The organism is Acinetobacter sp. yr461 (genome assembly GCF_900110445.1).
In the GTDB taxonomy this organism is placed as follows: domain Bacteria; phylum Pseudomonadota; class Gammaproteobacteria; order Pseudomonadales; family Moraxellaceae; genus Acinetobacter; species Acinetobacter calcoaceticus.
Window position 1 is genome coordinate 104,585 of the sequence record NZ_FODU01000007.1, and the last position, 20,310, is coordinate 124,894.

Consider the following 20,310-nt stretch of genomic DNA (forward strand, 5'->3'; position numbering starts at 1 on the left):
TAAAACATCCATACCAACTTATTAATGCAAAGGACAATTGCCATGAATACTTTTGATACATCCCCACAAGGGCAACTCTCATCTCAGCAATTTTATCGTCAATACAGTGCCAATGCGTTACTTCCGGAATTAGATTGGCAAAGCATTTTTCCCAATAGCAAACTCAATGAAGCACATATCAAAGCATTAAATACCATTTATCAGTGTGCCGTTCCGCTTGCGCTCAATATTTTTCATGATTTGAATTTTGATGTCTTTGCCCCAGCAGCTTACCATCCACAAGGTTTGGGCTTATTTGATAAATTAGGGCAACAAGAAGAAAACTTCTTACAAGTCCTCACGGCAGAAAGTGAAAATCTAGATCACGATACGCGTCATCAAATCTGGAGCATGCTGCTTCGCGGTGGTGCTGTGCTTGTTTTCAAAGCTTGGCTTGGTCATGTCAAACTTGGAGAAAATCAATTAGACATGACTCAGTTTGATGAACTCTCTGATTTACTCTTTATTAAGACTCATCCAGATCAACTTGCTGAACGTCTACATGTTGATGAAAAAGCAAAACTCGACCATATCTTCTTAATGTATGGCAACGATATTTTTCTAGATCGATTCAACAGTCTTGAAACAGCTGCACTATTTGTGGATTTGGGTGTTTATGATGCTGCTTTCTTAAGCTTGCGTGATGACCGTGTCGCGGAATATTTAAAAATGAAACGTTATGTGACGCAAGAACAGATCGATGATTTGCAATCTGCACTCAACCCATTGTATTGCGACAGCCTAACCCCAAAACAGGATTGCCTTGCTTAATTCACACATATAAAAAAGACCTCAATCGAGGTCTTTTTTTTTAATTTTTAGATTTTTCTATCTTCAATATTTAATGCACTAATTGCCAGTACCGCCTGTGTCCGGTTTTGTACACCCAATTTTCTAAAGATGGCTGTCACATGGGCTTTAATCGTTGCTTCTGAGACATCGAGCTCGTAGGCAATCTGTTTATTTAATAAGCCTTCTGCAACCATCATCAAAACACGGAACTGCTGTGGTGTTAATGACTGAATACGTTCTGCCAATGCAGTTTCATCTGCCGCTCGCGGGTCAAGATTAAGGTTAGATGGCAAGTTAGGCGGCAACCAGATATCACCTTCTAAGACCTGACGAATCGCTTCACCAATATGACTTGGATGCGCAGATTTAGGAATATAACCCATCGCGCCATGTGCAATCGCACGCTGAATGATTGAAGTTTCTTCATGTGCAGAAACCACAATAATTGGAATAGCTGGATACTGTGCTCGCACATAAACCAAAGCAGAAAAGCCTGAAGCACCCGGTAAATTTAAATCGAGCAATACCAGATCAGGTTCTGCCCCATTTTCCAAACGCTCATAAAACTCATCAACCGAAGCTGTTTCATGAATTTGTGCCTGTGGCAGGCTATAACGTACTGCTTGAATTAAAGCATGACGAAACAAAGGATGATCATCAACGATTAAAATGTTCATAAGCGATTAAAGTAATCTTGAGCATAATTATGGCCTATTGTAACCCTACTATTTAGATGAAAGATACGTTCATCTTATCCATTTTTATGCAAAATGTTGATAAATGCAGAACTTAGCAAAAATTTTCAGATGTTTTTTAACTTTTAATCAAAATTAATCTGTTTTTTATATAAGCTTCCTTTTTATTATAAAAAATATATCACCAATAATTATATAAAATAAAAACAATAACTTAACAAAAAAACAAAGTATAAAAATCCACTATTTATCTTTTATATTTAAAACAGATAAGGTTGACCAATTTCGTTATTTTACAGTTTACCGTCGTTGTTGATTAATAGCTCCAATCACCTTTTTTAGGCTTAGGAACCAAATTATGACTGGTATCACATCACCAAAACCTTTGAATATTGTTGCTGTTTCTGGTGGCTTAAATACCCCATCTAAAACGGAAAGTCTGGTTCAAGCCATTCTTGATGAATTATCTGAAGCAATCGATATTAAAGTTCACTTTATTAAATTAAGCGAAATTGGGCCTTTATTAGGCGGTGCATTTTATCGCAATCAACTTCCACAGCGTGTACAAGATGACCTTGCAGCGGTTGAAGCAGCAGATGCTTTAATTGTAGGTACACCTGTTTACCGTGCTTCTTTCACAGGTCTGTTCAAACATTTCTTCGATTTTGTTGAACAAACAGCTTTGGTTGATGTGCCTGTACTTTTAGCTGCATCTGGCGGTAGTGATCGCCATGCGCTTGTACTAGAGCATCAGCTTCGTCCATTGTTTAGCTTCTTCCAAGCACAAACTTTACCAATTGGCGTATATGCAACAGATCGCGACTTTACCCCTGAATACACGGTTAAAAGTGAGCAATTAGCAGATCGTATTACGCTAGCAGTAGCTCGCGCATTACCAATTTTAGAATGGGCGCCAGCCAAAGGAAAGCGTGCTGAAGTGGTTAAATCTAAATCACAGCAAGCGAACCAAGAGCTTGGGATTAATAAACAGATTGAGCAAGAAGAAGTCTTACCTTCAGCAGCTGTCCCAGATCTTGATGCGGCAGAGTCTCGCTTGCATCACAAGTCTGGCAAATCATTAACGCATGTTGCCTAACCGCAGCATGCTTGAATAAAAATAACGAATTTGGGAGAGCGCACCATGACGCAATTACAACAACCAATTAAATTTGCTTATTGGGTACCAAATGTAAGCGGTGGCCTTGTAGTAAGTAACATCGAGCAGCGTACAGACTGGAGTTACGACTACAATGTTCGACTTGCACAGGCTGCCGAAAAAAATGGTTTTGAATATGCGCTCACCCAAATTCGTTTTACGGCGGGCTATGGGGCAGAAAATCAGCATGAATCAGTCAGTTTCAGTCATGCATTATTAGCAAAAACTGAAAAACTTAAGGTCATTGCTGCTATTCTGCCCGGCCCATGGAAACCGGCACTCGCAGCTAAGCAACTTGCAACAATTGATTATTTAACCGAAGGCCGTATTGCCATTAATGTGGTGAGTGGATGGTTTAGAGGGGAGTTCGATGCGATTGGAGAAGAATGGCCAGAGCATGACCAGCGCTACGTCCGCTCTGAAGAATTCATTCGCACTCTAAAAGGAATCTGGACTACCGATAACTATAGTTTCGATGGTAAATACTACCAATTCCAAAACTACACACTTAAACCGAAGCCTTTACAAAAACCTTATATTGAAGTTTTTCAGGGTGGTAGTTCCCGTGCTGCACGTGACATGGCCTCTCGTGTTTCTGACTGGTATTTTACCAACGGTAATACGGTAGAAGAGATTCAAAAACAAGTCGAAGACATTCGCACTAAAGCGAAAGCCAATAACCATCATGTCAAAATTGGTGTGAACGCCTTCATTATTGCCAGAGATACCGAAGAAGAAGCAAAAGCGGTACTTCAAGAAATTATTGATAAAGCCAATACGGAAGCCGTGAATGCATTTGGCGATGCGACACGTGAAGCAGGTGCAGCCTCACCAGAGCAACAAGGTAACTGGGCGAAATCAAGTTTTGAAGATCTAGTGCAATACAACGACGGTTTTAAAACCAATTTAATTGGTACACCTCAACAAATTGCAGAACGTATCGTAGCGTTTAAAAATGTAGGTGTTGATTTGATTCTTTCTGGATTCTTACATTTCATTGAAGAGGTGGAATATTTTGGAGAAAAAGTTCTACCCCTAGTTCGTGAATTAGAACTTCAACAAGAAAAGGAGACAGAAATTCAAGCCAAATCAGCCTAAAAAACTTCAGTTAAAGCAGCGCAAGACAATAAAAACAATAAATTAAAAATAAAGACTTATTGGCTCCAAGACTCGGCTTGGAGCTTTTATTTTTTAAGATTTCTCAATTTCCCTTACAACTGTTTCAACCGAATAACGACACCATTTTGAAAGTTTTTCAATAAATTCATGTAATTCTGAAAATTCGAAATGGCTAACGATCATATAACATGCATTTCCCATAACTTTAAAGCATTCATCTATTTGTTCATATTGCTTGACTAAATTTTCAATTTCTTCAAATGAGCGTTGTTCATTTAAATGCAAATGAATAAATTGTTTATATCGGTATTGCACGGCAATGGTGTAATTCTTGATAACCCCTGCATCCATCAACTGAGCTATGCGCGCCCCTACAGCCTGCCCTGTCCGGTGAACACGCTGCCCAATCTCTTTATTTGTTAAACGGGAATCTTGCTTGAGTAATGCAATAATTTTTAGATCAATCGGGTCTAATTCAATATTCATTTTTCATGGCGAAAGAAAACTGGCAGTAATGCTTTCATCTGACTATAGCCGATTTTGCGGGCAGAGAATAACCTTGTTTTATCTCATATCAACAAGAGTAATCTCATGAAACAGGCACTATTAATTATCGATGTCCAAAATGATTATTTTAAAAATGGCAAAATGGAATTGGTTGGGCCAGATCAAGCACTAGAAAAAATAAAACAACTCGAACAATATTTTAGCGAGAAAAACTTGCCAATCATTTACGTACAGCATATTAACCCACCACAGGCGAGCTTCTTTCAAGAAAATACCGACGGTGTTTTACTTCATCCTGAACTTAATATTCACGACGCTGCATTAATTGTGATAAAGCATTATCCAAATAGTTTTTTAGAAACCAATTTAGATGAACTTTTAAAAGCACACCAAATTGAGCAACTCGTGATTACAGGCATGATGACGCATATTTGTATCGATTCAGGAACCCGTGCTGCCAAAGAACTTGGCTATCAACCGATCTTAATTGGAGATGCCACTGCAACTCGTGATCTCAGCTATGACGGAAAAACTGTGAAAGCTGAAGATGTACAAACTGCCTTTTTAGCTGCGCTTAGCATGTTTGCCCCTGTACAAAGTACTTCTGATTTCTTGGCAAATTCTTAATACGTCTCAATATAAAAGCCCCATATGGGGCTTTTATAAATTAGTTTTGCTTGTCTGGATAAACCGTTGCAATAAGTTGATCAACCACTGCTGGTTCAGCTAGGGTTGAGGTATCGCCCAAACTATCAAGCTCGTTTGCTGCGATTTTTCTTAAAATACGGCGCATGATTTTACCAGAACGGGTTTTAGGTAATGCTGGTGCCCAGTGTAGTGCATCAGGAGATGCAACTGGTCCAAGTACTTTACGTACCCAGTTAATTAATTCTTTACGCAGCTCTTCCGACTCTGGAACACCCGCTTGTAAAGTCACGAAGGTACAAATACCCTGTCCTTTAATATCATGTGGCATTCCCACCACCGCAGCTTCTGCTACTGATTCATGCGACACCAAAGCACTTTCAATTTCAGCCGTACCTAGACGGTGACCTGAAACGTTTAAGACATCATCAACACGGCCTGTGATCCAGTAATAGCCATCTTCATCACGGCGAGCACCATCACCTGTAAAGTAGTTATTTTTAAAGGTCGAGAAATAAGCCTCGATAAAGCGATCTGGATCACCCCAAATGGTACGCATCTGGCCTGGCCATGAATCTTTAATGACTAGATTACCTTCTGCTACACCTTCTAGCTCATTACCTTCACCATCTACAATGGCAGGTTGAATACCGAATAACGGACGTGTTGCAGAACCCGGTTTTAAAGCTGTTGCTCCCGGCAATGGCGCAATTAAAATACCGCCAGTTTCGGTTTGCCACCATGTATCAACAATTGGGCAACGGCCTTCACCAACTACATTGTAGTACCAGTTCCAAGCCTCAGGGTTAATAGGTTCACCAACCGAACCGAGTAAACGCAAGCTACTACGATTACTTTCGCGCACATAAGTGTCGCCCTCACGCATCATGGCGCGAATTGCGGTAGGAGCCGTATATAAAATAGAGACTTTGTGCTTATCGACCACATGACCAAGACGTGCCCACGTTGGATATTGAGGAACACCCTCAAACATTAAGGTCGTGGTGCCATTTGCAAGTGGTCCATAAACGAGATAACTATGTCCTGTAATCCAGCCGACATCAGCCGTACACCAGTAAACGTCATCTTGTTTCAAGTCAAATACTTCTTTAAAAGTACTTGTAACATAGACCAAATAACCGCCTGTGGTATGCAAGACCCCTTTAGGTTTACCTGTCGAGCCTGAAGTATAAAGAATAAATAATGGGTCTTCTGCCTTCATAGGCTCTGGAGGACAGTTTGCATCAACCTCCATAATAATAAGGTGATACCACAAATCACGACCCGGCTTCATTTCAATCGGGTTCGCATTACGATAAACCACAACTACATTTTCAACACACTCTGTACCCGGCAACTCTAGGGCCAAATCGACATTTTCTTTGAGTGGTAACAACTTGCCCGCACGTAGACTTGAGTCTGCGGTAATCACCAGTTTAGCTTGGCTATCTTCAATACGACTTGCCAAAGAGTCTGGTGAGAAACCACCAAATACCACACAGTGAACAGCGCCAATACGAGCACATGCTAACATGGCAATTGCAGCTTCAGTGACCATTGGCATATACAGCACAACGCGGTCACCTTTACCAATGCCATATTTCTTTAAAACGTTGGCAAAGCGGCAGACTTCATCGTGTAATTCTTTATAAGAAACGATTTTATGGCGAGAAGGATGATCACCTTCCCAAATAATTGCAGGTTTATGAGGATGTTCTTTAAGATGCCTGTCTAGGCAGTTTGCTGACACATTCAACTCACCATCAGCAAACCATTCAATTTTGAAATTGTCTTTGTCAAAACTCGTATTTTTAACTTGGGTAAATGGCTTTATCCAATCGACAATTTTAGCTTGCTCTGCCCAGAACTCATCTGGCTTCTCGATAGAGTGTTGATAACGTTTAAAGTAGTCTGCTTCAACAGTACGAGCTGTTTTTTTAAATTCCTCTGGTACTGGATAGATCTCATTCATACGCAACTTCCTTGATCTTGTGCATCCCATCTCGAGACTGTGGCTATTATTTTACTGGATCTTATTTGCATGCCTTTGCAGTATGATGACTCTTTCAAAGTCCAAACAATGCGACTTTGGTCATATATTAACCACTTACTCAAGCATACGAAATTGTGAACATTTTTATAAAATTAAGTTGATTTAAAACATTTGTCTATAGCTTTTACTTTTATAATTTTTTCAAGATTTGATGGTTTTGATCATCAACAAAGATTATTTTGTCTCTCATATCGAGCACAGGAATAAAATAATATGTTTGCCCAAACAACCTCTTCACGCCCACCACAGCTCCCGTTTAAAGATAGTCCTTTTTCGATTCATGGGCGCTTTAATCGTATGAGCTATTTAGGTGGATATGGACTAATTTATTTAGTCACCCTCGTGGGTTATCTCATTTTGGCCTCATTTCTTGGAAGTTTTCAGCTATCCAGCAATCTATTTAATTTTGAATTTTATAGCTCTCTTTCTGGAGTCAGTGCTTTAGTAGTCTGGGCTTTTTGGCTATTTCTGATCTATCTCAATATTGTTCTTGTTGTTCGACGTTTGCATGATTTAAATAAGAGCGGCTGGATGGGGTTACTGTTGCTCATTCCGGTTGTTCAATTCTTTTTTATGATTTATTTACTGCTTGCCTCAGGTACAGCAGGTACCAATCAATATGGTCCCGTTCGGCCTTCAACATTTATAGAAAAACTCATGGCTCGGCTTATTTTAGTGGCTATTTTAATTAGCCTGATTTCCACAGCAGGAATTTTTTATTATTTCTCAGGGACCGATACCCTAGAAACGCCGACACAAATCTTACAAAAAGGAACGGAATACTTTTAATTAAAAAACACTTTATTATTCAGATGAACTCATTATAGTAGGCGCACATTTTATCTCCTACTATGATGAAAGCTAAAAATCGCTTTCATAAATTTTTTAATTGAGACTTGTCGTGGCTGATGAACAAAAATCCTTAACAGATGTCGCAAAAAATACAGGCGAACTTTTGCAAGAGGCGGGTACGAAAACCACTCAAACGGTTTTAGCCCATACTGAAAAGTATCATGATGCCTATACCACAATCGATAAAATTGTGGATAGCTTCTGGGAACGTGTACCTTATATTTGTATTGCGATTATCGTTTTTATTATTTTTTGGCTTCTAACCAAATTATTTAAGTTCTTTGTTCGTAAAACCTTAGAAAACCGCTCTTACACGCGTCAAAACCTAGTCTTGGTCTTAAACCGTGTAGGCAGTACAGCGATTTTATTCTTTGGTTTCTTAATTGCTTTAGTTATCTCGATTCCTGGGTTTACACCGGGCCAATTAATGAGTGCTCTAGGGATTGGTTCCGTCGCAATTGGTTTTGCATTTAAAGATATTTTCCAGAACTTACTCTCTGGTATTTTAATTTTACTCAGCGAACCTTTCCGTATTGGCGATGACATTATTGTCAACAACATGGAAGGAACCGTAGAAGATATTCAAATCCGTGCGACCTTTTTACGTTCACCTGATGGCCGTCGTATTGTTATTCCTAACGCGACTGTTTACACCAGTGCAGTAACTGTAAATACTGCATATCAACGTCGCCGCTGTGAATTTGTAGTGGGAATCGGCTATGAAGATGATGTCCAAAAGGCAAAAGCAGTCATTCTTAAACTACTCGACAACAGCCGTAATGTGCTTAGCCAACCTGCCTTTTCGGTCAACGTAACGGCTCTTGCAGATTTCTCTGTCAATCTAACCGTTCGTTGGTGGGTCGACACAACGGAAACAACCACCTCTGCTTCGATTAGTGAAATTCAGGAAATGGTTGTAGATGCGTTTGATGAAAACAACATCTCAATTCCATATCCGGTACAAGAAGTAAAAGTGTATCGTGGTGACCAACCAACTGAAGAAACTGTTAAGCCAAATGCTTAAGCTGCAAATAAGCGTCCTAAAATATAAGAAATAGACGTTTCAGTTCTTAAAATACGGTTGCCTAAGCTCACTGCTTGGCAGCCGTTTTTTGTGAGCAAATCAACCTCATAAGGAATAAAACCACCTTCGGGTCCGACCACAATGCTACAGGCATGATCAATATTAATTGGCATACTTTGCTCTGCATATGGATGGGCCACATAAGCAGGACACTCTTCTGAAATAAATGTAGGCAAGACGTCTTCAACAAAAGGCTTAAAGCGTTTATACATTTGAATTTCAGGAACAATCGTGTCCCCTGCTTGCTCAAGTCCTAAAGTAACGTAATTGTCGATTTGCTGTAAAAAGGGAGTCTGCCAGTAACTTTTATCGACCCGATAACTATGTATCAGACTAATTTTTTCAACACCTAATGTCACACTATCCATAATTAAACGGCGTAAAACTTTAGGTCTGGGTAATGCCACAATTAAATGAACCGGAATTTTTGCAGGTACAGTTTCTTCACTGATAGGCCGAAGACAGACTTCTTGCTCGTTAATCGAAACAATTTCCGTGATATAACGTGCGCCGTTACGGATACCAACTTTCAGATTTTGGCCGACTGTAATATCAAGATGTTCACGTAAATGCTGTAATTGGCGCTTTGAGTGAATTGACCACGTGTCTGACTGAATATCTTCAGGCTCTAGTAAAACGATATTCATGGCTTTTCGGCCAAATACCGGTTAATTACTCCAATATGTTTTTGCAATGAACCTTGATTACGTTGTAAGACTTTATGCGCTTGCTCTACCACTTGTTGGGTCTGATCAGGTTCAGCTAAACAAGCCATCCAGATTGCCACAACCTGCTCTGCATTTTGAGCAATCAATACACCATTTTCATCAATAAACTCATCAACAATGGTTTGGAAGTTAAAATAACGAGGTCCAATTACTGTTGGAACATTTAAAACCATAGGCTCTAAAATATTGTGCCCGCCACCCGGCTCATTTAAAGAACCACCGACAAAACACACTTGACTTAAGGCATACCATAACCAAAGTTCACCCATGCTATCGGCTAGATAAACCTGTGTACTGGTATGAATACTTTGGTTCAAACTTCTACGATGAGTAATTAAATCTAAGTTTTGGCAAATTTCAAATACTTCATCGAAACGTTCAGGATGTCGAGGTACAACAATACAAACTAAATCTGGATCTGACTTTAAATAAGGCTGAAGTGCCTGCAAAATTTGTTGTTCTTCGGGTGCGTGTGTACTGGCAATTGTCAGGACTTTGCGTTGCCCCAAATACCATAACTGGTGTAGCTTTGCAGCCTGATTTACAAATGCTTCTGGTGCGTGAATATCAAACTTAATATTTCCAACCACCTGACTTTTTTGTTGGTCTAAGCCAAGTTCTACATAGCGTTGTCGAGTCGCATTATCTTGTGCCAGCACCCAGTCAATTTGTTTCAGCATTCCTGCCGTTAGACCTGAAACTCGGCTATAACCTTTCGCTGATTTTTCTGATAACCGCGCATTTAACAATAAACATGGAACATGCTGCTGTTTGGCTTGATCGATTAAATTTGGCCAAAGCTCTGTTTCAACCAATGCTAAAAGTTTTGGCTGATACAACTCAAAAAATTGTTTTAAAAGATACTTCTGATCAACAGGCAAATAAACTGCTTGAAACAAATCTAAATAAGGGGCTTTTAAAAATAACGATTTGGCACGTGCCTGCCCCGTTTTAGTCGTATTGGTCACTAAAACAGGTTGTCCAAGTTTAAGATAATGCTCGATTAAAGGCTGCGCGGCGTTAGTTTCTCCAACCGAGACAGCATGGAACCAGATTGCTCTCACATTCTTCGGAGATTCAAACGGCCCAAATCTTTCAAGACATTCCTGATTATATAATTCCTGGCTTTCTGCACGTTTTTTTATCCGCCAGCGGTAAAAGGGTTTTAATAAATGAAGTGCGGTGTTGTACCAAAAAGGGGTCGCCAAGCGGTTTGCCTCAAATAGTCAAAATTTAAAAACTGGGGAAAATATAACATAGATAGAAAAAATGGCAGAGTTTCGATACCTAAACTCTACCATTACAAGAAAAGCGATTTACTGAGTTCATAAATAAACTAGGTCAGTAAACAGACATTTCAAAAAATTTACGAAGCTTCTAGCGTTGGATAGTCTGTATAACCTTCAGCACCTTTAGCATATAAAGTCGTTGGTTGAAGTTCATTTAAAGGTAAGCCTTGCTCTAAACGCTGTAAAAGATCTGGGTTGGCAATATATGCTTTACCAAAAGATATAGCGTCAGCATCACCATCACGCAAAATACGTTTTGCAGACTCTGGTGTTAGATTTTCATTAGCAATCCATACACCGTTAAATTTTTCACGAAGTTGCGGACTAATGCTGTCAGCACCTTCATATTCACGAGAGAAAATGAAAGCAACATTACGTTGATTCAACTGCTCAACGACATAACCAAATGTCGCTAACGGATTTTCATCGCCAATATCATGCGAATCACCACGCGGTGCAATATGAACACCAACTCGGCCAGCGCCCCACACTTCAATAAACGCATCAATCACTTCTAATAATAAACGTGCGCGGTTTTCAACTGGACCACCATACTCATCATTACGTTGGTTGGTGTTACTTTGAAGGAACTGGTCAATTAAATAACCATTTGCCGCGTGTAACTCAACACCATCAAAACCAGCTGCTTTAGCCAATTCTGCTGAATGTTTATATTGAGCTACAACCTCTTTAATTTCTTCAATTGAAAGCGCGCGTGGCGTTACATATGGACGTTTAGGGCGTAATAAACTCACTTCACCCGCAGGTTGAATCGCACTTGGTGCAACAGGAATATCGCCATCTAAAAGCTCAGGATGCGAAATACGGCCTACATGCCATAGTTGGGCTACAATTTTTGAACCTTGAGCATGAACTGCCTCAATAATTTTATTCCAAGCCTGTGCCTGCTCTTGTGACCATAATCCTGGAGTTTCTGCATAACCCACAGTTTTTGAACCAATCACTGTTGCTTCAGTCAAAATAAGACCAGCATTTGCACGCTGTTGATAATATTCAACCATTAAATCATTCGGTACTCGGCTTTCACCACTACGCGCACGCGTTAATGGAGCCATTACCAATCGATTTTTAATTTCAAAATCACCAACCGTTAAAGGAGTATTGAGTTCAGCCATAGTCGCCTCGACTTACACTTTAATTTAAAGAGTTAAAGTGTTTGTTTTAAATGTTCGATATATTGCTGAATCAAAGCTTCGTTACGTGAAAAATAAGACCATTGACCATATTTTTGGACCTGAATTAGGCCCGCCTGTTGTAAAACAGACAAATGATTCGACATTGTAGACTGCGCTACTTTGCCCAATCGTTCAATATGACCTGCACAAACACCCTTCTCAAAACTACCACCGCACTCTTCCACCGGTAAATAATGCGCAGGTTCTTTCAACCATTGCAAAATTTGCCGACGTAGCGGATTGGAAAGGGCTTTGCTAATTGCATCAATATCCATAGGCTCAACACGTCTTTTAAACGAACAAAGCTTTATTCAGCATTTCGAAAACATCATATCGCACTTTTGCGATATTCATATCTATTTTTTTCGATATTCATATCGCATTTTTTCGATTAACATTCGAAGGCTGAACTGCTTTGCCGTTTTAATCGCTAAAAATCCAAGAGTTCTACATATTCATAGATGAACTGTATTTAAACTAAAAGTTCAGCAGACTCTTATAAACCTTGTTTTAAGCTCGCCTCAATAAAGCGATCAAGGTCACCATCAAGAACAGCACCCGTATTAGAGTTTTCAACGCCTGTACGTAAGTCTTTAATACGCGAATCATCTAATACATACGAACGAATCTGGCTTCCCCAACCAATGTCAGACTTCGAGTCTTCTAAGGCTTGAGCCGCTTCATTACGCTTTTGCATTTCCAACTCATACAGTTTCGCACGTAACTGTTTCCATGCATGATCACGGTTAGCATGTTGCGAACGTTGGTTCTGACACGCCACCACAATACCTGTTGGAGTGTGAGTCAAACGAACTGCCGAATCGGTTTTGTTAATATGCTGACCACCTGCACCCGATGCACGGTAAGTATCTGTACGAACATCAGAAGGGTTGATATCAATTTCAATATTGTCATCAACTTCTGGTGAAATAAACACCGCAGAGAATGAGGTATGACGACGGTTACCACTGTCAAATGGGGATTTACGAACTAAACGGTGTACACCTGATTCAGTACGTAACCAACCGTAGGCATATTCACCCTCAACACGAATCGTTGCAGATTTAATACCAGCTACATCGCCATCAGATACTTCCATGAGTTCAGCTTTGAAACCATGACGTTCAATCCAGCGCATATACATACGTAATAGCATAGATGCCCAGTCTTGCGCTTCTGTACCGCCTGAACCTGATTGAATCTCGACATAGCAAGGGTTCGGGTCCATCGGGTTGCTAAACATACGACGGAATTCAAGTTTAGCCAGTTCATCTTCAGCAGCGCCAAGCTCTGACTGAACATCTTCAAGCAGGCTTTCATCATCGGCTTCTACGGCCAAATCTAGCATTGCTTTTGCATCTTCAAGTTGTGTTGATAAACCATCTAACACATTAATAACGTTTTCTAGTTCACCCTTTTCTTTTGCCATTGCCTGAGCACGGCTTTGGTCATTCCAGATCGCAGGGTCTTCTAACTCACGTAAAACTTCTTCTAAACGTTCCTTTTTCAGATCGTAGTCAAAGATACCCCCGTAGTGTTTGGCTACGATCAGTTAAGTCTTTCAATTGGTTTAGATAAGGATTAATTTCCACGCGAGTGTTCCCATAAAAGCAGATAAACAGTCGATTATTTTAGCATAGCTCCGGTTATCTTCGAACCTGCTTTGTATTTCTCATCATATTTCACTCATTTAATTTCTAAATTTTCTTCAGTTCATTTTAAGTTTAACCAGTAACATCCTCATACAAAATTGGGTATTTTTACAGCATTTTTTATGATCTACACAAAATCTCCTCAATTTTAATAAAATAAAACATTCTTATCTTTTATTTAATAATCAATAATTTAAATAGATCATGTTTACAAAAAAAACACATAGTTACAGTATGGTTACTTGAGCAAGATTGACGCATAAGCATTTTGGTCTAGACTGAAAGTTGTAACAAAACATTTATAAAATCGCTTTTTAGAGGGGAGAGATTCCATGAAAAAACTAGCAATTGCATCAGCTCTTTTATCTGCACTGGCAGTAAGTGGCGCAGCAAACGCTTACCAAGCTGAAGTTGGTGGTTCTTACAATTATCTTGATCCAGATGACGGCAGCAGTGTAAGCAAATTCGGTGTTGACGGGACTTATTACTTTAATCCTGTTCAAACTCGTAACGCTCCACTTGCTGAAGCAGCTTTCTTAAGCCGTGCAAGTAATGTTAACGCTCTTATCAACTATGGCGATAACAGTGGCACAAAAGACACCCAGTATGGCGTAGGTGTTGAATACTACGTTCCTAACTCAGATTTCTACCTTAGCGGTGATGTAGGTCGAAGTGAACGTGAAATCGACAACACCAATATTGATAGTAAAGTTACGACTTATGCTGCTGAAGTAGGTTATTTACCAGCTCCTGGTTTATTACTTGCTCTAGGTGTTAAAGGTTACGACGAAAAAGACGGTAAAGACGGCGCTGATCCAACAGTTCGTGCTAAATACGTAACTCAAGTAGGTCAACATGACGTAAACCTTGAAGCGTTTGGTGCGTTTGGTGACCTTGACGAATATAAAGTTCGTGGTGACTACTACATCGATAAAACTTTAAGTCTTGGTGTGGATTACTACAATAACGACTTAACTGATAAAGATGAATTTGGTATTAATGCTAAAAAATTCTTAAATCAACAAGTAAGTCTTGAAGGTCGTATTGGTTTCGGTGACAACGACAACACTTATGGTGTTCGTGCAGGATACCGCTTCTAATATCGCTTAAAAGCACATAAAAAATCCGCTCTAATGAGCGGATTTTTTTATTGGTTTAAATGCACAATACGCAATTGTAAATTTACATTGCCATTAAATACATTACGATCCATTTCATATACTAAATGAACTTCATCTCGCATAGGATTAAATTCAAAACGACCAGCTGCATTAAATGCAATCGCATCAAACGTATATTGATCAAGGGCTAATCTAAGTTTTAGATGTGTTTCTTTAAGCCAGCGATAATCGACGACCTTAAATTTCCCTTCAAACTGCGGAAAAGGGAATTTTTGCCCCCATGGTCCAAGCTGCTCTATCCAGTCCAATGTGTCTAGTTGCAAAGCAGAAGCTGGTAACTCTCCATCCGTCCATAGTGTTGCTTGGAATAGAGATTCCTCCATGGCTGCAACACAGCCAGTAAAAACAGTTTTAAAAGCATCAAAGTTTTCTTTTCGAATCGTTAAACCAGCCGCTGCCGCATGTCCACCAAAATGGCTCACCAATTCTGGATGTTGTTCAGCAACTTGCTCAATTGTATCTCGAATATGTACACCATCAATTGAACGGGCAGACCCTTTAATATGAACACCATCTTCATCTGGTGCAAAAACAATAGTTGGACGATGGAACTGTTCTTTTAAACGCCCTGCTACAATCCCAATCACACCTTGATGCCAGCTCTCTTCAAAGAGTACAAGAGCTTGTGGAATATCTTCTTTTGAAAGTTGCAAACTATCTAAAGCAGACAAAGCTTGTTGCTTCATCTCTCCTTCTATCTGGCGCCGCTCTATATTGAGCTGATTTAATTGCTGAGCAATTGGATAAGCAGTTTCCATATTCTCTGCAAGTAAACATTCAATCCCAATACGCATGCTTTCCATACGTCCAGCAGCATTAATACGGGGTCCTATAACAAATCCTAGATCTTGTGCACGTAATGAACTCGCCTCTCTACCCGCAATATCCAATAGCGCTAAAATTCCAACTCGACATTGGTGTTGTTGGATTCGCTTTACGCCTGCATCCACCAATATACGGTTGTTATAATCTAATACAGCAACATCGGCATAAGTTCCTAAAGCCACTAAATCTAGATATTGAGTGACTTTACTTGTGCTTTTGCCTTGCTTAGTACGTAAACTTGCCAAATTTGCCAGCACATAAAATGCAACGCCAACACCGGCAAGCGCTTTACTTGGAAAATCACAACCCAACTGATTTGGGTTAACAACTGCTTGTGCTGGAGGTGTTTCTTTAGTTGTTAAATGGTGGTCGGTAATAATGACTTGCATATCCAAGGCCTGAGCAGTTTCTACACCTGCATGGCTGGAAATACCATTATCAACAGTAATTAATAGATCTGGTTGATAAGTTTGATGAGCAAGCTCTGCAATTGCAGGCGTAAGCCCATAACCGTACTTAAACCGATCGGGAACCAAATAATCGACTTGTGCCCCCATATCGCGAAGCACCAATACCATTAACGCAGTGCTGGTTGCTCCATCGGCATCATAGTCCCCGACAATAACAATCTTTTTCTGCTCATCAATGGCTTGATCCATTAATGCTACAGCGGTTTCTAGACCTTTGAGCTCTGGAGCAAGCAAATTCTTAAGCTTGAGCTCTAATTCCTGTTCAGATTGGACTCCACGTCTTGCCAAAATCTCGGCAATAAACGGCGGCACGCCCTGAAACTGTTCAGGGCGTGTCAATAAAGGTCTTTGTTTGATTTGTATTTTTGTCATTTAAGGCATCAGCCGGTGCAACATCCATTGACCGTCGATTTTTTCATAACTCAAGCGGTCATGTAAACGATTTGGTCGCCCTTGCCAGAATTCATAATAATCCGGTTGCAGACGATAGCCTCCCCAGAACTCTGGCTTATCAAGCACTTCACGACTTTCGACTTGCTGTTGTAAGTCTTGAAAGCGCTGCTGTAACAGCTCTCGGCTTTCAATTTTGCCACTTTGTGGAGTACTGATATGCGCTGCAATCTGGCTATCACGTGGGCGTTTACGATAGTAATCTGTAGATTCCTGTTCAGAAATTTTTACTACATGACCACCAACTCTCACCTGACGCTCTAGACTCGGCCAGTAAAATAATAATTCAGCATATGGGTTTTCTGCCAAATCTATACCTTTCTGACTGTCATAGTTAGTATAAAAATCATACCCAGCTTCTGTAGCACCACGCAACAAAACTGTTCGAACATGGGGTCTGCCATTAGCAGCAGCTGTTGCTAACGACATGGCATAGGGTTCATGCAAATTGGCTGCTAGAGCATGGTTAAACCAACCAAGAAACTGCTGATGAGGGTTTGATTCAACCTGCCCCTCATACAACTCGCCTTGCTCATAGCTCAAGCGTAATTCGCTTAAATCTTTAATGACATCACTCATGTCATGCACCTTATGCGACTTGTGCTTGTGAACGAACTGAATCTGCTAAATGCTGAGCTAAAGCATTTACTTCTTGCTCATCGTCACCTTCAACCATGACACGAATTACTGGCTCTGTTCCTGACTTACGAATTAAGATACGTCCACGGCCTTTGAGTTGTGCTTCTGCTTTATCAAATTCAGTAACCAATGCTGGAATAGAATATGGATCAAGCATTTGTTCTAAACGTACATTTAAAAGAACTTGTGGGAATAGTTTAAAGTCTTGAACCAATTCATGAAGAGCCTTATTTTGCTCGACCATCACCGTTAACACTTGAAGTGCAGCGATAATGGCATCACCTGTCGTACTCTTGTCTAGAGTTAGAATATGTCCAGAAGGTTCGCCACCTGTCACCCAACCATTTTCTTCTAAAGCCTGTAATACATAGCGGTCACCGACTTTTGCACGAACAAAATTAACATTTGCTTTTTTAAGTGCAACTTCAAGTGCCATATTACTCATGACAGTACCAACAATACCAGCTGGCTTATTTTGCGCCTGAGTCGCCAAGATATATAAAATATGGTCACCATCAATTAAGTTACCAAACTTATCAACCATCACAACTCGGTCAGCATCGCCATCAAAGGCAATCCCTAAATCTGCTTGGTGCTCAACCACTGCTTTTTGCAAGTGTTCAGGATGTGTTGAACCACAGCTTTCATTAATATTTAAGCCATCTGGTTCATTATATAAAGCAATGACTTTTGCACCTAGCTCACGGAAAACTGAAGGGCCAACGCTATATGCAGCACCATGAGCACAGTCCAACACAATCTTTAAATTATTTAAATCAAAGTGGTAAGGGAAAGTAGATTTACAAAATTCGATATAACGACCGTTTGCATCATTTACACGAACACTTTTACCTAAGTTTGCAGTGTCCTCAATGAATAAGTCTTTTTCTAATTCGCGGTTAATTTCTTCTTGTAATGAATCAGGTAATTTTTTGCCTTCACTTGAGAAGAATTTAATCCCATTATCATAATATGGATTATGTGATGCAGAAATAACAATACCTGCATGTGCATGCAAAGCACGAGTAAGGTGTGCAATTGCTGGTGTTGGTAATGGACCAAGTAGATGAACATATACGCCAGCAGCGTTTAAGCCTGCCTGTAAAGCAGATTCTAAAATATAACCAGATAAACGTGTGTCTTTTCCTAATACAACGAGCGGTTTATTTTTTGGACTCGTTCGTTTTAATACCTTCCCTGCAGCAAAACCGAGTTTTAAAGCAAACTCTGGAGTAATAGGCATTTGCCCAAATTTTCCACGAATACCATCCGTTCCAAAATAACTCATAGCTTATCTCATTCTTACGCCACTTCAGCGGTGGCTCACTTCATATATGGCAATTCCGCCATATTTCTTTTCGTTAGATTTACTTTACACCAAAAACAAAAAGCCGTCAGTGTAATGACGGCTTTCTTCATTGTTTTGGTTACCAAAATCTAACCAACACGATAGTTTGGAGCTTCTTTAGTAATCGTTACATCATGAACATGTGACTCAGACATACCTGCTGAAGTAATTTTCACAAATTTCGCATTTTGGCGAAGATCTTCAATTACAGATGAACCTGTATAACCCATCGATGAACGTAAACCACCCATCATTTGATGAACGATGTTACCCATTGGGCCTTTATATGGAACACGCCCTTCAATGCCTTCTGGTACTAACTTCTCAGCACCCGCTTTTGAGTCTTGGAAATAACGGTCAGCAGAACCGGTTGCTCCCGCCATTGCACCTAATGAACCCATACCGCGATATGCTTTGTAGTAACGACCTTGGAAAAACTCAACCTCGCCAGGTGCTTCTTCAGTACCAGCTAAAAGTGAACCTACCATGATTGTACTTGCACCCGCACCGATCGCTTTTGCCATATCGCCAGAGAAACGAATACCGCCATCTGCAATTAAAGGAATTTGATCTTTCAGTGCGTTAGCAACGCTGTCAATCGCAGAAATTTGTGGCATACCAATACCTGCCACAATACGTGTCGTACAGATAGAACCAGGACCAATACCGACTTTGACTGCATCTGCACCTGCATCTAATAATGCTAATGCAGCATCACCAGTTGCGATGTTTCCGCCAATTACTTGTACTTGAGGGAAGTTTTGTTTCACCCAACGTACACGTTCAATTACACCAGCTGAATGACCATGTGCTGTATCAACAACAATTACGTCAACACCAGCTTCAACCAATGCTTCTACACGACTTGGTGTATCAGCACCTGTACCTACCGCAGCACCAACACGTAAACGACCAAGATCATCTTTACAACTGTTTGGATAACTCTCAGCTTTACGGAAGTCAGTCACTGTAATTAAGCCTTTAAGTTCGTTGCTCTCGCCAACGACCAAGACTTTTTCAATACGGTGTTTTTGCAATAATGCTTGAATATTTTCTTTAGACTCACCTTCACGTACAGTCACCAAACGATCTTGGCCTGTCATGATGTTGCTAACTGGTTGTTCTAAATTGGTTTCAAAACGCGTATCACGGCCTGTCACAATACCAACAACCTTGCCGTCTTTAACAACAGGTACACCGCTAATGTTATTAGCAGTGGTAATTGCAATCAGTTCACGTACTGTAGTTTCAGGCGTTACAGTGATAGGGTCTTTCACCATACCCGCTTCGAATTTCTTTACACGGCGTACTTCTGCAGCTTGAGCAGCAATATCCATGTTTTTGTGCAAAATCCCGATACCACCATTTTGTGACATCGCAATCGCCATACGTGACTCAGTCACTGTATCCATTGCAGCAGAAACTAATGGGATATTTAAATGAATGCCGCGAGTTAAACGTGTCTTTAGAGAGACATCTTTTGGGAGAACAGTAGAGTAGGCAGGAAGTAATAAGACATCATCGAAGGTTAGCGCTTCTTGAACGATGGTCAGCATAACAATCTCACTGGTAAATTCCGTGAGCTATTAT

At 40.2% G+C, this 20,310-nt stretch carries 19 protein-coding genes; 7 read left to right on the forward strand and 12 right to left on the reverse strand.

Annotated features, from left to right (window positions below):
• Nucleotides 1-42 precede the first annotated feature (42 nt).
• Nucleotides 43-810 carry a hypothetical protein gene (locus BMW38_RS12155; protein ID WP_198496644.1) on the forward strand — a complete coding sequence of 256 codons (768 nt, stop codon included), beginning with the start codon at nucleotides 43-45 and terminating at the stop codon, nucleotides 808-810.
• 47 nt (nucleotides 811-857) lie between these two features.
• Here BMW38_RS12155 and BMW38_RS12160 read toward each other — a convergent pair whose 3' ends face one another.
• Entirely contained in the window at nucleotides 858-1,508 is a 651-nt protein-coding gene (locus tag BMW38_RS12160; protein WP_003654038.1) for a response regulator, read from the reverse strand.
• A 376-nt stretch (nucleotides 1,509-1,884) separates the two neighbouring features.
• On the opposite strand from BMW38_RS12160, the gene msuE reads away from it, so the two are divergent.
• Nucleotides 1,885-2,622 (forward strand): FMN reductase, encoded by a 738-nt coding sequence (gene msuE / locus BMW38_RS12165; RefSeq protein ID WP_092708413.1) that lies wholly within the window; start codon nucleotides 1,885-1,887, stop codon nucleotides 2,620-2,622.
• 45 nt (nucleotides 2,623-2,667) lie between these two features.
• Nucleotides 2,668-3,780 carry a dimethylsulfone monooxygenase SfnG gene (sfnG, locus tag BMW38_RS12170; RefSeq protein WP_092708416.1) on the forward strand — a complete coding sequence of 371 codons (1,113 nt, stop codon included), beginning with the start codon at nucleotides 2,668-2,670 and terminating at the stop codon, nucleotides 3,778-3,780.
• A 93-nt stretch (nucleotides 3,781-3,873) separates the two neighbouring features.
• Here sfnG and BMW38_RS12175 read toward each other — a convergent pair whose 3' ends face one another.
• Nucleotides 3,874-4,287, reverse strand: coding sequence for an Lrp/AsnC family transcriptional regulator (locus tag BMW38_RS12175; RefSeq protein ID WP_092708419.1), 414 nt, complete (start codon nucleotides 4,285-4,287; stop codon nucleotides 3,874-3,876).
• Nucleotides 4,288-4,392: 105 nt separating this feature from the next.
• Between BMW38_RS12175 and BMW38_RS12180 the strand changes: the two genes are divergently transcribed.
• Nucleotides 4,393-4,935: a cysteine hydrolase family protein gene (locus tag BMW38_RS12180; RefSeq protein WP_092708422.1), complete on the forward strand. Its 543-nt coding sequence runs from the start codon at nucleotides 4,393-4,395 to the stop codon at nucleotides 4,933-4,935.
• Between the two features lie 40 nt (nucleotides 4,936-4,975).
• Here the strand turns inward: BMW38_RS12180 and acs are convergent, their stop codons facing one another.
• The gene (acs, locus tag BMW38_RS12185; protein ID WP_092708425.1) at nucleotides 4,976-6,925 is read right to left on the reverse strand and encodes an acetate--CoA ligase; all 1,950 of its coding nucleotides are present in this window, start codon (nucleotides 6,923-6,925) and stop codon (nucleotides 4,976-4,978) included.
• A gap of 294 nt (nucleotides 6,926-7,219) precedes the next feature.
• Between acs and BMW38_RS12190 the strand changes: the two genes are divergently transcribed.
• Both BMW38_RS12190 and BMW38_RS12195 read left to right on the forward strand, forming a co-directional pair.
• Complete coding sequence (locus BMW38_RS12190) at nucleotides 7,220-7,795, forward strand: DUF805 domain-containing protein (RefSeq protein ID WP_092708428.1); 576 nt, start codon at nucleotides 7,220-7,222, stop codon at nucleotides 7,793-7,795.
• Nucleotides 7,796-7,907: 112 nt separating this feature from the next.
• Entirely contained in the window at nucleotides 7,908-8,882 is a 975-nt protein-coding gene (locus BMW38_RS12195) for a mechanosensitive ion channel family protein (RefSeq protein WP_092708431.1), read from the forward strand.
• On the opposite strand, the gene BMW38_RS12200 is transcribed toward BMW38_RS12195, so the two are convergent.
• From BMW38_RS12200 to prfB, 5 genes are all read right to left on the reverse strand, one after another.
• Nucleotides 8,879-9,589, reverse strand: coding sequence for a 16S rRNA (uracil(1498)-N(3))-methyltransferase (locus BMW38_RS12200; RefSeq protein WP_092708434.1), 711 nt, complete (start codon nucleotides 9,587-9,589; stop codon nucleotides 8,879-8,881). The genes BMW38_RS12195 and BMW38_RS12200 overlap by 4 nt on opposite strands.
• On the reverse strand, nucleotides 9,586-10,878 hold the full coding sequence (locus BMW38_RS12205) for a 3-deoxy-D-manno-octulosonic acid transferase (RefSeq protein WP_092708437.1): 1,293 nt from the start codon (nucleotides 10,876-10,878) through the stop codon (nucleotides 9,586-9,588). The genes BMW38_RS12200 and BMW38_RS12205 overlap by 4 nt, the downstream gene beginning before the upstream one ends.
• 158 nt (nucleotides 10,879-11,036) lie before the next feature.
• On the reverse strand, nucleotides 11,037-12,095 hold the full coding sequence (locus BMW38_RS12210; protein WP_092708440.1) for an alkene reductase: 1,059 nt from the start codon (nucleotides 12,093-12,095) through the stop codon (nucleotides 11,037-11,039).
• A gap of 32 nt (nucleotides 12,096-12,127) precedes the next feature.
• Nucleotides 12,128-12,430 carry an ArsR/SmtB family transcription factor gene (locus BMW38_RS12215; RefSeq protein ID WP_002121891.1) on the reverse strand — a complete coding sequence of 101 codons (303 nt, stop codon included), beginning with the start codon at nucleotides 12,428-12,430 and terminating at the stop codon, nucleotides 12,128-12,130.
• Between the two features lie 221 nt (nucleotides 12,431-12,651).
• A protein-coding gene (gene prfB / locus BMW38_RS12220; protein WP_100222431.1) for a peptide chain release factor 2 occupies nucleotides 12,652-13,747 on the reverse strand; the annotation gives its coding sequence in 2 pieces (ribosomal slippage) (nucleotides 12,652-13,674 and nucleotides 13,676-13,747; 1,095 coding nt in all).
• Between the two features lie 392 nt (nucleotides 13,748-14,139).
• Between prfB and BMW38_RS12225 the strand changes: the two genes are divergently transcribed.
• Nucleotides 14,140-14,907: a putative porin gene (locus BMW38_RS12225; RefSeq protein ID WP_003654062.1), complete on the forward strand. Its 768-nt coding sequence runs from the start codon at nucleotides 14,140-14,142 to the stop codon at nucleotides 14,905-14,907.
• A gap of 47 nt (nucleotides 14,908-14,954) precedes the next feature.
• On the opposite strand, the gene recJ is transcribed toward BMW38_RS12225, so the two are convergent.
• The 4 genes from recJ to guaB form a co-directional block, all read right to left on the reverse strand.
• Nucleotides 14,955-16,655, reverse strand: a complete 1,701-nt coding sequence (recJ, locus tag BMW38_RS12230) for a single-stranded-DNA-specific exonuclease RecJ (RefSeq protein ID WP_092708443.1) — start codon at nucleotides 16,653-16,655, stop codon at nucleotides 14,955-14,957.
• Nucleotides 16,656-17,312, reverse strand: coding sequence for a pyridoxamine 5'-phosphate oxidase (pdxH, locus tag BMW38_RS12235; protein ID WP_092708446.1), 657 nt, complete (start codon nucleotides 17,310-17,312; stop codon nucleotides 16,656-16,658).
• A 10-nt stretch (nucleotides 17,313-17,322) separates the two neighbouring features.
• Complete coding sequence (glmM, locus tag BMW38_RS12240) at nucleotides 17,323-18,660, reverse strand: phosphoglucosamine mutase (RefSeq protein ID WP_092708449.1); 1,338 nt, start codon at nucleotides 18,658-18,660, stop codon at nucleotides 17,323-17,325.
• Between the two features lie 149 nt (nucleotides 18,661-18,809).
• Complete coding sequence (gene guaB / locus BMW38_RS12245; protein ID WP_003654069.1) at nucleotides 18,810-20,276, reverse strand: IMP dehydrogenase; 1,467 nt, start codon at nucleotides 20,274-20,276, stop codon at nucleotides 18,810-18,812.
• Nucleotides 20,277-20,310: the final 34 nt, after the last annotated feature.